A 12,349-nucleotide genomic window follows, 5' to 3' on the forward strand; every position below is an offset into this window, starting at 1 on the left:
GGCGCACGGGGGCCTCATCGGTACAGCGAGGCGATGAAGCCGGACTTCTGCAGCTCGTCGACGTAGGAGTTGTCGATGAAGATCCCGGTGTCCTTCGGCATCGTTCCGACGCCCTTGGCCACGGTGGCGGCGAACGCGTCGTGGACCAGGGCGGGATCGACCCGGGGCGTCCTGGCCCACAGGCGGTCGAAGAAGTCGTACGAGTACTCGGCGAGCGCTTTGTTGTCGACGCCGCTGTGCTTCATGATGCTCGCCACGGCCGCGGCCCTGTCGTTGTGGAGCTTGGCCAGGCACTCGGTCTCGGACTTCACGAACGCGGCCACGGCCTTGCGGTTGACCTTCAGGTAGTCGGACTTGACCGTGTAGGCGTTGGCCGCGGCGGGCAGACCGGTGAAGTCCATGATCTTCTTGAAGCCCTTCTGGCGGGTCTTCGTGCCCGTGGGCGGCTGGGTGACGATCGCGTCGACCGCGCCGTTCTCCAGTGCGGAGACCTCGGCCGGGGTGCTCTTGAGGAAGACCTTGTGGACGTCGCCCTGCTTCCAGCCGTTGTGCCGGACGAGCGAGTCGACCGCCGCGTCACCCAGCGAGCCGGGTGAACTCAGGCCGATCTTCAGTCCCTTGACGCCGTCGCCGGGCCGGACCGACTTCTTGCCCCACATCTCCAGGTAGTAGCGGTTGATGGGCAGGGCGATGTACCGCAGGTCGACGCCCTTGAGGTTCATGGCGCCTGCGGCCGTCGAGGTGGTGGCTCCGACGCCCACCTGCACGCTGTTGCTGACCAGGGCGGCGACCAGCTGCGAGGAGCTGTTGAGCAGGGTGAGCTTGACGTCGAGGCCGTTCTTGCGGAAGACGCCCTTGTCCTGGCAGATGTAGAGGTCGGAGTAGGCGGCGCCGATCGCCGTGTAGCCGATCGTCATCTTCATGCTGGACTTCTGCACGGAGGCCGTCGGCGTCACGGCGCAGCCCGACACGGCCAGGAACAGCGCGGCTCCGAGGGCGGCGGTCAGCGGTGTGGCGATACGCATGGGCGGTTCGTCTCCTCAGTCCGTGCCCGACCAGAAGGTGAAGCGGCGCTCCAGGTAGCCGACACCGCGGGTGAGCACGATGGCCACCACGGCGATCACCGCGATCGAGGCCATGGCGTCGTCCATCTCGAAGTTCGAGGTCTGCAGCTGGACTTGGTAGCCGAGGCCCGCGGAGCCCATGAACAGCTCGGCGACGATGGCACCGATCAGCGCGCGGCCGACCGCCTGCCGTATGCCGGCGAGGATGTACGGCAGGGTCGCGGGGAAGGCGACCGAGCGCAGGGTCGTCAGCCGCGAGGCGCAGAACACCCGGGCGACCTGCATATGGCTGGACTCCAGGTTGCGGGCGCCCGCGATGACGTTGATCAGCAGCGGGAAGAGGGCGCTCCACACGACGATGACGATGCGGGCGTTCGTGTCGATGCCGAACCAGAAGATGAGCATCGGCAGGAAGACGACGTAGGGAACCGAGTACATGATGCTGATCAGGGGGTCGGTCAGGCCGTGGAGCACGTTGTTACGGCCGATCAGCAGACCTGCGGGGATGCCCACGACGATCGAGATGAGCATGCCCCAGGCGACGATCTCCAGGGTGGAGCCCAGCGGGTCCCAGACGCTGCCGGTGCGGATCGAGTCGACGAGCGCGGTGAAGGCGCCCGAGGGCGAGCTGCTGAAGTTCTCGTCGACGATGCCGGTCGCGGCGCAGATCTGCCACGCGGCGAGGACCACGGCCAGACCGACGACGCCGAGGATCAGGTTCTGGTAGCGGCTGCCCAGCGTGCGCCGTCCGCTGCGGGCCGGCACGTCCCGCGTGCGGACGCTATCCGACGACAGTTGCGTTGCTGTCATGGTCCATCGCCCTTCGACCGGATTGGGTCTGGCTCATCACCAGCCCGAGGATGTAGTCGTGGATCTCCTGGAATTCGGGTGTCCGCTTGATGTCCGAGCGCCGCGGGCGCGGCAGGTCGACGTCGACGACCTCGACGAGGTGGGCGGGGCCGCTGGAGAGGACGACGACGCGGTCGGCGAGGAAGACCGCCTCGGGGACGTCGTGGGTCACGAAGATCGCGGTCTTGCCCGTGCCGGCGCCGTCCGCCTGCCAGATGCGGGTCAGCTCGTCCTGCATCAGCTCGCGCGTCTGCGCGTCGAGGGCGGAGAACGGCTCGTCGAGCAGCAGCAGATCGGGGTCGGTGGCGAGCGCACGGGCGAGGTTGACCCGCTGGCTCATGCCGCCGGACAGCTCGCGCGGGTACTTGTCCTCCTTGCCGGTGAGCCCGACCAGTTCGATCAGCTCGGCGACGCGCTTCCTGCCCCGGTCGTCGAGGCGCTTTTGCGCCTTGAGGCCGAACTCGATGTTGGCGGCGACGTCACGCCACGGAAAGAGCGAGGCGTGCTGGAAGACCAGCGAGCGGTCGGGCGCGGGGCCCTGGATCTGCTCGCCGTTCAGCTCCAGCCGACCCGAGGTGACCGGGGTGAGCCCCGCCAGTGCCGTCAGGAACGTGGTCTTGCCGCAGCCGCTGGGCCCCACGATGGCCACGAACTCGTTCTCGGCCACCTCGAAGCTCAGCCCGTCACAGGCGAGCGAGAACGCGCCGGACCGTCGCGACCAGTGACCGAGCCTCAGATCCTCGACGACCAGTTTTCGTCGTGGAAGGTTCACGGATACCTCCTCCGGGACGGGGTCGACGACCGTCGCCGTAGCGAAGTGTCGACACTCGGATTCAAGCAGCAGCACCACTCCATGTCCAGGGGGTTACCGGCACACGTCCGCACCGTTCCGTCGGCGAGTGACGCGACCGGATCGGCGCGACCTCTCTTCCCCGCAGCGGTCCGCCATCACTCGCGAGGACCTTGAGCTGCAATGAAGCGACGGCTCGGGCCAGATCAACCCCGGGGCGCACAGGCGGCGGCGACGTGCGTGCGCCCACCCGCTCGGCCACCGGGTCGCATACCGACCACCCGGCGCACCGATCTCCGCGCAGGACGCTTGGTGTCGACACTTGGTCCCGAGCGCGCCCGCCTGACCCATGGCCGGTTAGCGCCTCTTGAAGGGTTGGTATAATGGTATGACATTAATGCCCGGTTGAGAGGGGTCACGCAATGACAGGCGGAACGCTCATCGTCGGCGCCAGCCAGGCCGGCCTCCAACTGGCCGTCTCCCTAAGGCAGTTGGGAGACGAGGGGCCGATCACGCTGGTGGGCGAGGAGCACCATGCCCCCTATCAGCGGCCGCCGTTGTCCAAGGAGTTTCTGAGCGGTGCGGCGGACGCCGACTCGCTGGCCTTCCGCGCCCCCTCCTACTACGCGGACGCCGGGATCGGACTCGTCAGCGGTGAACGCGTCACCGCGACGTCGCTCTCGGCCTCGGGCCGGCCCGGCTCCGGTGTCGCGACCACGGCGAGCGGACGCTCGCTGCCCTTCGACCGGCTCGCCCTCACCGTGGGCGCCGGGCCCCGCAGGCTCGGCGTCCCCGGCGCCGACCTCACCGGTGTCTGCTATCTGCGCGACCGCGACGACGCGTCCGAGCTGCGGGCCCGGCTGGGCTCCGCCTCCCGTGTCGTGGTCGTGGGCGGCGGCTTCATCGGGCTGGAGGCGGCCGCCGTGGCGCGCGCCCTCGGCAAGGACGTCACCGTGGTCGAGGCGGCCGAGCGGCTGATCGCGCGCGCGGTGGCGCCCGTGGTCTCCGGGTTCTATCTGCACGCCCACCGGCGGCGCGGCACCCGGGTCCTGCTGTCGACCGGTGTCACGGGCTTCGACGGCGTGGGCGGACGCGTGAGCGCGGTACGGCTGAGCGACGGCACCGCTCTGCCCGCCGACCTCGTCCTGGTCGGGGTCGGCGTCGTGCCCCGTACCGAACTCGCCGAGCAGCTGGGGCTCGAGTGCGACGGGGGCATCGTCGTCGACTCCTGTGCCCGGACGAGCAATCCACATATCGCCGCGGCCGGTGACTGCACGGTCCAGCCGCACCCCGTCACCGGCCTGGGGCGGGTACGGCTGGAGTCCGTGCAGAACGCCGTGGCGCAGGCCACGTCCGCCGCCGCCACGCTGCTCGGCAGGCCCGAGCCGGCGCGGGCGGTGCCCTGGTTCTGGTCGTTCCAGGGCGACCTGAAGCTGCAGATCGCGGGGCTGTCGACGGGGTACGACGAGTACGTCGTGCGGGGTGAGCCGTCCGACGAGCGGTTCTCGGTCCTGTACTACCGCGGCGGCGAACTGCTGGCGGTGGACGCCGTCAACAGTCCTGCCGACTACATGGCCGTGCGCAGGGCGCTCGGGCAGGGGGCGACCGTCCCGCCGGACGGGGCGGGCGACCCGGGCACCCCGCTCAAGACCCTGGTGGTCGCCCGTCCGGACGCGGTCGCCGCTCCCTGAGCGGGGGTGCCGGTCAGTCGGTCGTGCGGGTGGTGAGCAGGTCGGTGAAGCCGATCCGCTCGTAGAAGTCGGCACGGATCCGGTCGGCGACGTCGCTGACCGCCTCGGAGCCGTCGTCGGCCGGGTCGATGGTGGTCCGGAAGGGCCTGCTGCCCTTGGGGGTGTCGACGATGGTGACGATGGCCCGGGCCACTTCCCGCACGTCGGCGTCCGGCGGCGCCAGCGCCGCGAGACGCTTGCCCACGTCGTCCATGAGACCGGCGTAGAAGGTCTCGTACGCCTCCGCGGTGGCGGTGTCCTCGGGGTGCATGGCGTGGGCGAAGTGGTTGGTGCCGGAGGTGAAGGAGCCGGGGACGACGATCGCGCTGTCGATGCCGAACCGGGACAGCTCCGCGGCGTAGCTCTTCGCGAGGTGGTCCATGGCGCCCTTGGCGGCGAAGTACGGCCCGAGGTACGGAGGCGTGCCGCCGTAGGTGCTGGAGGAGCCGACCCACACCAGCAGTCCGTCGCGGCGCTTGCGCATCTGCGGCAGTACGGCGCGGTTGACCCGCTGGGTCGAGACCACGTTGGTGTCGTAGACCTGGGCGATCTGCTCCGGGGTGAAGGACTCGGCGGGGCCGAGCACCATGTGGCCGACGTTGTGGACCACGACGTCGGGATCGCCCGCCTCGGAGGTGATGGCGGCGACGGCGGCGTCGACGGAGTCCTGAGCGGAGACGTCGAGCTCGACCGGGCGCAGGCGGACCCCGTGCTCGTCGGCGTAAGCCCGGACGTCGGCGACGGCCGGGGCGTTGCGTCCGGTGGTCCGGCGTATGCCGGCGTAGACCGTGTGCCCGGCGTCGGCGAGGGCGCGTGCGGTCAGCGCGCCGAAGCCGCTGGAGGCACCGGTGACCAGGATGACGTACGGCATCTCGTGCTCCTTGGGACGGTGGGACGGGTGCGGTCAGGCGAAGGCGATGACGCTGCGGCCGTGCGCGGTGCCTGCGCCCATCGCGTCGAGGGTGGCCGGGGCCTCGTCGAGGGTGATCGGCGTGACGTCGGGCAGGATGCCGTGCGCGGCGGAGAAGCCGAGGGTGTCGCGCAGGTCGTGCGGCGAGCCGGACGGGCTGGCCGCCACGTGCAGCCGGTTGAGGACCATGGGCTGGGTGGGCAGGACCAGCGGCTGCGACCCGTAGCCGCACAGCAGCAGCGTGCCGTCGGGGGCCAGGCCGCCGAGGGTGGCCGCGGCCGCGTCGGTCGACGGCGCCGCGTTCAGGATCAGGTCCGCGCCGCCGTCCCAGGCCTTCAGGGCCTCGGCCGGGTCGGTCTCGGACGTGGCGACGTACCGCTCGGCACCGAGTGTCTTCGCCTGCTCCTCGCCGCGTGGCGAGCGTCCGACCACGGCGACGCGGGCGCCCATGGCGACGGCGTACCGGATGGCGAGCGTACCGATGCCACCGGCGCCGATGACGGCGATCCGGGAGCCGGGCCGGGCGCCGCCCTGCCGCAGCCCGTTGAAGGCGGTGATCCCCGCGCACATCAGCGGGGCGGCGGCGACGGGGTCGAGGCCGGCCGGCAGCGGCGTGACGTAGCCCGCCTTCAGCAGCGCGTACTCGGCGTAGCCGCCGTCGGCCACGACACCGGTGATCCGCTTGCGCGGACACAGGATCTGGTCGCCGCGCACGCAGTAGTCGCAGTGGCCGCAGGAGTCGTAGAGGAACTGGGCTCCCACGGCGGTGCCGACCTCGGGGAAGGTCACGCCCTCGCCCACGGCCGTCACCACCCCGGTGATCTCGTGGCCGGGCACGACGGGGAAGCGGGCGAAGGGGTAGTGGCCGCGGAGCAGGTTCAGGTCCGAGTAGCAGACGCCGCACGCCGTCACCTTGACGAGGACCTCGCCGGTACCGGGCTGGGGGACGTCGAGGTCGGTGAGCGTGAGCGGGGCGTCCACCCCGGTGGCTACGGCAGCACGCATAGGGGCTCCAAGGGTGCGGGGCCGGGCAGCGCGCGGCACCTTTCGCCGTACCGGGAGCCCTGAGGACTGGCGGCTCCTAGACTGCTGGGAAGGGCGTGTCGCTGCGGGGCCTGGGCATTCTGCGGTAGGTGTCCGAGTCTCCGCCGTGGTTGCGCACGGGTCCAATGCCTCTCCTGAGGCCTTCGATGAGCACACGGCATCGACGCAGAAAGACGGGCGGATGAGATGCGAGGCGGGCCGGCGGATCTGGATTTGCGCAGGCTCCGCTCTTTCGTGGCGGTGGCCGAACGGCTGCACTTCGGGCAGGCGGCGCTCGCACTGCACGTCACCCAGCCCGCGCTCTCGCGCCAGATCCAGCAGCTGGAGCACGATCTCGGCACCGCTCTGCTCATCCGCAGCAGCCGGGACGTGGTGCTGACGCCCGCGGGCCGGCAGTTGCTGCACGACGCCATGGACCTGCTGGCGGCCGCGGAGGCGGCCCAGGACCGGGTCCGCCGGATCGGGTCCGGCGTGCGCTCCCTGACGGTCGGCTTCATGCTCGGCACGGACGCCGCCACGCCGCTGCACGGGTTCTCGGCACGCCACCCGGACGTGATCGTCGAACTGGTCCGCATGCGCTGGTGGACGCAGACGCGGGCGATCCTCGACGGCGACGTCGACATCGGTTTCGTGCGGCTGCCCCTCGCCTCGGAGCGGCTGAGTGTGCTGCCCCTGTACCGGGAACAGCTCAGCGTGGTCCTGCCGGCCGGTCATCCACTGGCGGTCGAGGACGCGATGGACCTCGCCGCGGTCCTGGACGAACCGTTGCTGCAGTACGCCGACGCGGAGCCGGGCTGGTCGGCCGTCTGGAACGGCGACCCGCGCCCGGACGGCACCAGGGCCCTGCCCGGCCCGTTCTTCCACGACATGGAGGAACTCATGATGTACGTCAGCGCGGGGCGCGGTGTGGCACTGGTGCCGAGTCCGGTCGCGGCCGTCTTCCCCCGGGCGGACATCGCCCATGTCCCGGTCACCGACGTCCCGGGCGGCCAGGTGGCCCTCGCCTGGGACGACGACCGGCGCACCCCCCTTGTCGCGGACTTCGTCGAAGCCGCGAGGAACACGCTGCCGCCCACCGGCTGAGCGGGCGGCACGTGCTCGCACGCCCCGTCAGACGACCGCCGACTCGAGCGACTCGGGCGCGAACAGCTCCTCGGGCTCCCACTGCCGCGCCGACAGGCCCTGCTCGTGGTGGTAGCGCAGGAACGTCGACAGGGTCTCGCGGTTGCCCTCGACGCCGTAGGACCAGTAGTCCCGGCCCATCAGCTCCCGCGCCTCCTCCAGCTGGGGGGTCAGCCAGGGCAGCATGAAGCGCAGGGCCGAGGTGTCGTAGAGGCTCTCGTACGCGGCCTCCTTCGCCGCCAGCAGCGCCTTGTACAGGGACTGCGCGACCCAGCGGTGGCGGTCGTAGACGTCCCGGCGGATCACCACGACGTGCATGACCGGGAAGATGTTCGTCGCCGCGTAGTACTCCTTCTCGGCGGCGACGACGTCGGGGAACACCCGGCGCACCCGCGGGTCGCCTGCGACGAACGGGCTCGGCACGCGGGGCGTGCACAGCGCGTCGATCTCGCCCTCCGCGAGCATGTGCGCCAGGGTGCGGTCCTCGGGGATGCGGCTGATGCGCAGCGAGTCCGGCAGGTCGACGCCCGCCTTCTCGATGCGGCCCGGGGTCTCCTGGCCGCCGGTGAGGTAGCTGACCGAGTCGAAGGGCACGTCGTGCCGGTCGCCGAGGATGCCGCGCATCCACACGCAGGCGGTCAGCTGGTACTCGGGGGTGCCGATCCGCTTGCCGCGCAGGTCCTCGGGGCTGTTGATGCCGGAGTCGGCGTGGCAGTACAGCGCGCCGTGGCGGAACATGCGCGAGGTGAAGACCGGCAGGGCCACGAAGGGCGAGGGGTCGGTGCGCAGGGACACCACGTACGAGGACAGGGACATCTCCGCCACCTCGAACTCCTGGTGGCGCATCATCCGGAAGAAGGTCTCCTCGACGGGCAGCCGCAGATACGTCAGCTCGATGCCGTCGGGACGGACCGTGCCCTCTTCGAGGGCGCGCGTGCGGTCGTAGTCGCCGCAGGCGAAGGTGAGGGGGAGCCGTGCCATGGGTGGGGTTACCTGCCTTCCGCCGTGAGTCGGGCATCCAGGCGCGGGTACACGCGCCGGGCGTTGGCCTCGAAGACCTGGTGCCGTTGCTCGCCGGTGAGACCGGCCCGGTCGAGGTAGTGCTTGGTGTCGTCCCAGGCGATCCCGGTGTCCGGGTCGACCCCGCGCACCGCACCCAGCATCTCCGAGGCGAACAGGATGTTGCCGGTGCCGACGACTTCTCGCAGGAGATCGATACCCGGCTGGTGGTACACGCAGGTGTCGAAGAAGACGTTGTCCATGAGGTGTTCGGCCGGGTCGGGACGGCCCATCCGGACCGCCAGTCCGCGGTAGCGGCCCCAGTGGTACGGCACCGCCCCGCCGCCGTGCGGGATCACGAACCGCAGGGTGGGGAAGCGCGCGAACAGGTCGCCCTCGACGAACTGCATGAACGCGGAGGTGTCCGCGTTGAGGTAATGCGCGCCCAGCGTATGGAAGTTGGGGTTGCAGGAGGTCGAGACATGGATCATGGCGGGGACGTCGAGCTCCACCATGGTCTCGTAGAGCGGGAACCAGTACGGGTCCGTCAGCGGCGGCGAGTTCCAGTGGCCGCCGGACGGGTCCGGGTTGAGGTTGCAGCCGACGAAACCCAGACCCTCCACGCAGCGGCGCAGTTCGGCCACCGCGTCGCCGGGTGAACCGCCCGGGGTCTGGGGCAACTGGCAGACTCCCGCGAAGTGCCGGGGGAAGAGGCCGACGGCCCGGTGCACGAGGTCGTTGCTCGCGCGGGCCCAGTCACGGGCGGTGGCCGCGTCCGGGACATGGTGTTCCATGCCGGAGGCCTTCGGCGAGAAGAGCATCAGGTCGGCGCCGCGCTCCCGCAGCACCTTCAGCTGGTGGTGCTCGACGCTCTCCCGGATCGCGTCGTCGCTGATGTCCGGCGGCCGCGGGACCGGCAGCGAGGGGTCGGCGAGCCGGGCCAACTGGGCCTCCCGGAACGCCTGGTGCTGGGCTGGGGCCGTCGTGTAGTGGCCGTGGATGTCAATGATCACCGGCCGGCTCCTGGTCGACGTAGGTCAGGCCCTTCGCGGCCAGCCGCTCGCGCATGCCGTTGATGTCGAGGCTCAGCTCGCCGCCGGCGTAGCGCTTGCGGACGGCGGCCTCGCGCTCCTCGCGGGCCTGGGAGGCCGCGAGCACGGTGGCCGCCTCGAGCCGGGGTACGACCACCACGCCGTCGTCGTCGGCGACGATCACGTCACCGGGGGCGATCCGCTGTCCGCCGCAGACGATCGGGGTGTTCACCTCGCCGAGGGTCTCCTTGACGGTGCCGAATGCGCTGATGTGCCGGGCCCACACCGGGAAGCCCATCTGCCGCAGTTCGGCGATGTCGCGGCAGCCGGCGTCGATGACCAGGCCACGCACTCCGCGCGCGGCGACGGCCGTGGCGATCAGGTCGCCGAAGTAGCCCGCCTCGGAAGGGGAGGTGGGGGCCACGACGAGGACGTCGCCGTCGCGGCACTGCTCCACCGCGACGTGAAGCATCCAGTTGTCGGCGGGCGGCACGCTGACGGTGACCGCGGTGCCGGCGATGTGCGCGCCGGACCAGACGGGCCGCAGCGCGGGGTCGAGCAGACCGGTGCGGGACTGGGCCTCGTGGACGGTGGCGACGCCGAATCCGGCGAGGGCGTCGACGGTCGCGCGGTCGGCGCGGCGGGGGTTGCGGACGACGATGCTCATGCCGCCGCCCAGGGCAGCAGGGAGACGTGCACGGCGTCCTCGCCGGTCTCGCCTCCGACGGTGCGGATGGCACGGTCGGCCTCGGCGAGCGGGAAGCTGTGGGTGCTCAGCTTCTCCAGCGGGAAGCGGCCCGACGCGAGCTGTTCCAGGGCGAGTTCGCAGGCGCGGTGGCTGTGGCCGCGGGCGCTCCTGAGCGCGATGGACTTCTCCGTCAGCTTCTTCAGGGGGAAGTCGGGGAAGGCGGCCAGTTCGCCCTGGACGACCATGGTGCCCTCGCGCCGCTTGAGGGCGTCGATGCCGAGCAGGACGGGCGCGGTGCCGGCGCCCGCGGTGCAGTCCAGGACGACGTCGACGCCCCGGCCGCCGGTGATCTCCAGGATGCGGGTGAGCGCGTCCTCCTGGGTCACGTCGACGACGTGGTCGGCGCCCAGCTCCCGGGCCAGGGACAGGCGGGCGGCGTCCTTGGTGGTGCCGGTGACGATGATGAGGGAGGCGCCCGCCTGCTTGCAGGCGACGACCTGGGACAGGCCCTGCTGGCCGGGGCCCTGGATCAGGACGGTGGAGGCGTAGCCGACGCCCGCGGTGACCAGGGCCCACTCGATGCCGTTCGACAACGGGGTGACCAGGCCGGCGAGTTCGGCCGAGACGCCGTCCGGCACGCGGTGCGTCACCGAGTTCCAGGGCAGGTAGAGGTACTGCGCGAAGCCGCCCCACAGGTGGTACGGGTTGTCCGCCGAGGTGTAGCCGTAGCGGCGGGCGTCGGGGTTGGTGCGCCAGTCGGTGGCCTCGCAGTGGCGGTACTCGCCCTGGTGGCACCACTCGCAGCGGAAGCAGCCGACGTAGTGCTCGACGAAGACGCGGTCGCCCTCGGCGAGGCCCTTGCGCTCGGTGAAGGTGCGGCCGGCCTTCGCGATGACGCCGACGTTCTCGTGGCCCATGATCACCGGGTCGGTGAAGGGCGGCTTGCCGTACATCTTCACGTCGGTGCCGCAGATCCCGGCGACCTCCACCTTCAGCAGGGCTCCGTCGTCGGGTATGTCCGGCATCGGGAACTCCCGCAGTTCGGTCCGGCCGGGTGCGGTTCGCACGGCCGCCAGCACCTGTTCCGCCATGACGTCGTCTCCTCACGTTCGGGGTCGGCGACAGTCTATGGACGAATGGACTAACCATGCTACCTTTCGACGCATGGTGATACCTCAGCTCAGGACGGTGACCCGCACCCAGGGCGGCAACGAGGCGCTCAAGACCGGTGCGGTGACACCCCGCGGCTTCAGGTTCGAGTTCGAGGAAGTGCCCGTTCTGGTGAAGGCGTTCCGGCGCATGGTGCGCGGGAACGAGTTCGACGTCAGCGAGATGGCGCTCACGACGTATCTGGTGGCGAGGGCGCACGGTGCGCGCTTCACGGCCGTGCCCACGTTCCTGGTGCGGGGCTTCCACCACGGCGCGATCTTCCACGACCCGGCGTCCGACGTGCGCGAGCCCAAGGACCTGGAGGGCCGGAGGGTCGGCGTCAGCCGGGGCTACACGGTCACCACGGGCGTGTGGGCGCGTGCGGTCCTCGGCGAGGAGTACGGCGTCGACCTCGGCAAGGTGACGTGGGTGCTGTCCGGCGACGAGCACGTGGCGGAGTTCCGGCCGCCGTCGAACGTCGTCCCGCTGGAGCCCGGGCGCACCCTGGAGGAGTCGCTGATCGAGGGCGACCTGGCCGCGGTGATCGGGCCGAGGCCCGACTCACCGGCGCTTGCTCCGCTCCTCCCGGATGCCGAGGAGGCCGGGTTCACGGCGCTGCGCGAGCGCGGGCTGTACCCGATCAACCACCTTGTGGTGATCAAGGACGAACTCCTGGCCGAGCGGCCGGAGTTGGGTGCCGACGTCTTCGACGCCTTCGCGCGCGCCAAGGAGCTGTACGTGGACCGGTTGCGGCGGCAGGACGCCCGGGACGACTCCCCCGCCGACCGCATGTACCGGCGCGTCATGGAGATCACGGGCGCGGATCCGCTGCCTTACGGGATCGAGCCCAACCGGGCCGTGCTGGAACGGCTGATGCGGCACGCGGTCGATCAGCGGATCCTCGAACGGCCCCTGCCGCTGGACGAGTTGTTCGCGGAGACGGCGCGCACACTGACCGGCTGACCACCCTGAC

12 protein-coding genes are annotated in these 12,349 nt (G+C 70.9%); 3 read left to right on the top strand and 9 right to left on the bottom strand.

All coding sequences use genetic code 11. From position 1 onward, the window contains the following. Nucleotides 1-14: 14 nt before the first annotated feature. From ACFU97_RS33575 to ACFU97_RS33585, 3 genes are read right to left on the bottom strand one after another with little or no spacing between them, the layout of a single operon-like run. Complete coding sequence (locus ACFU97_RS33575) at nt 15-1,025, bottom strand: ABC transporter substrate-binding protein (RefSeq protein WP_384264245.1); 1,011 nt, start codon at nt 1,023-1,025, stop codon at nt 15-17. Nucleotides 1,026-1,040: 15 nt separating this feature from the next. Next, nucleotides 1,041-1,874, bottom strand: a complete 834-nt coding sequence (locus ACFU97_RS33580; protein WP_384264247.1) for an ABC transporter permease — start codon at nt 1,872-1,874, stop codon at nt 1,041-1,043. Continuing rightward, on the bottom strand, nt 1,846-2,685 hold the full coding sequence (locus ACFU97_RS33585) for an ABC transporter ATP-binding protein (RefSeq protein ID WP_384264248.1): 840 nt from the start codon (nt 2,683-2,685) through the stop codon (nt 1,846-1,848). Before ACFU97_RS33585 ends, ACFU97_RS33580 begins: the two co-directional genes overlap by 29 nt. A 440-nt stretch (nt 2,686-3,125) precedes the next feature. Here ACFU97_RS33585 and ACFU97_RS33590 point away from each other — a divergent pair, with 440 nt between their 5' ends. After that, on the top strand, nt 3,126-4,394 hold the full coding sequence (locus tag ACFU97_RS33590) for an NAD(P)/FAD-dependent oxidoreductase (protein ID WP_384264250.1): 1,269 nt from the start codon (nt 3,126-3,128) through the stop codon (nt 4,392-4,394). A 13-nt stretch (nt 4,395-4,407) separates the two neighbouring features. On the opposite strand, the gene ACFU97_RS33595 is transcribed toward ACFU97_RS33590, so the two are convergent. Next, nucleotides 4,408-5,304, bottom strand: a complete 897-nt coding sequence (locus ACFU97_RS33595; RefSeq protein ID WP_384264252.1) for an SDR family oxidoreductase — start codon at nt 5,302-5,304, stop codon at nt 4,408-4,410. A gap of 33 nt (nt 5,305-5,337) precedes the next feature. After that, nucleotides 5,338-6,348 carry an alcohol dehydrogenase catalytic domain-containing protein gene (locus ACFU97_RS33600; protein WP_384264254.1) on the bottom strand — a complete coding sequence of 337 codons (1,011 nt, stop codon included), beginning with the start codon at nt 6,346-6,348 and terminating at the stop codon, nt 5,338-5,340. A gap of 225 nt (nt 6,349-6,573) precedes the next feature. On the opposite strand from ACFU97_RS33600, the gene ACFU97_RS33605 reads away from it, so the two are divergent. Further along, on the top strand, nt 6,574-7,470 hold the full coding sequence (locus ACFU97_RS33605; RefSeq protein ID WP_384264256.1) for a LysR family transcriptional regulator: 897 nt from the start codon (nt 6,574-6,576) through the stop codon (nt 7,468-7,470). Between the two features lie 27 nt (nt 7,471-7,497). Here the strand turns inward: ACFU97_RS33605 and ACFU97_RS33610 are convergent, their stop codons facing one another. The 4 genes from ACFU97_RS33610 to ACFU97_RS33625 are packed head-to-tail and all read right to left on the bottom strand — an operon-like array spanning nt 7,498 to nt 11,318. Next, nucleotides 7,498-8,490: an ABC transporter substrate-binding protein gene (locus ACFU97_RS33610; RefSeq protein ID WP_384264258.1), complete on the bottom strand. Its 993-nt coding sequence runs from the start codon at nt 8,488-8,490 to the stop codon at nt 7,498-7,500. A gap of 8 nt (nt 8,491-8,498) precedes the next feature. Beyond that, a complete protein-coding gene (locus tag ACFU97_RS33615) occupies nt 8,499-9,521 on the bottom strand; it encodes an amidohydrolase family protein (protein WP_384264260.1) in 1,023 nt (340 codons plus the stop codon). After that, nucleotides 9,511-10,206, bottom strand: a complete 696-nt coding sequence (locus ACFU97_RS33620; RefSeq protein ID WP_384264262.1) for a 4-carboxy-4-hydroxy-2-oxoadipate aldolase/oxaloacetate decarboxylase — start codon at nt 10,204-10,206, stop codon at nt 9,511-9,513. Before ACFU97_RS33620 ends, ACFU97_RS33615 begins: the two co-directional genes overlap by 11 nt. Beyond that, nucleotides 10,203-11,318 (bottom strand): zinc-binding dehydrogenase, encoded by a 1,116-nt coding sequence (locus tag ACFU97_RS33625; protein ID WP_384264264.1) that lies wholly within the window; start codon nt 11,316-11,318, stop codon nt 10,203-10,205. Before ACFU97_RS33625 ends, ACFU97_RS33620 begins: the two co-directional genes overlap by 4 nt. A gap of 73 nt (nt 11,319-11,391) precedes the next feature. Between ACFU97_RS33625 and ACFU97_RS33630 the strand changes: the two genes are divergently transcribed. Then, nucleotides 11,392-12,339: an ABC transporter substrate-binding protein gene (locus tag ACFU97_RS33630; protein WP_384264265.1), complete on the top strand. Its 948-nt coding sequence runs from the start codon at nt 11,392-11,394 to the stop codon at nt 12,337-12,339. Nucleotides 12,340-12,349 lie beyond the last annotated feature (10 nt).

The organism is Streptomyces sp. NPDC057616, assembly GCF_042800575.1.
GTDB lineage: Bacteria > Actinomycetota > Actinomycetes > Streptomycetales > Streptomycetaceae > Streptomyces.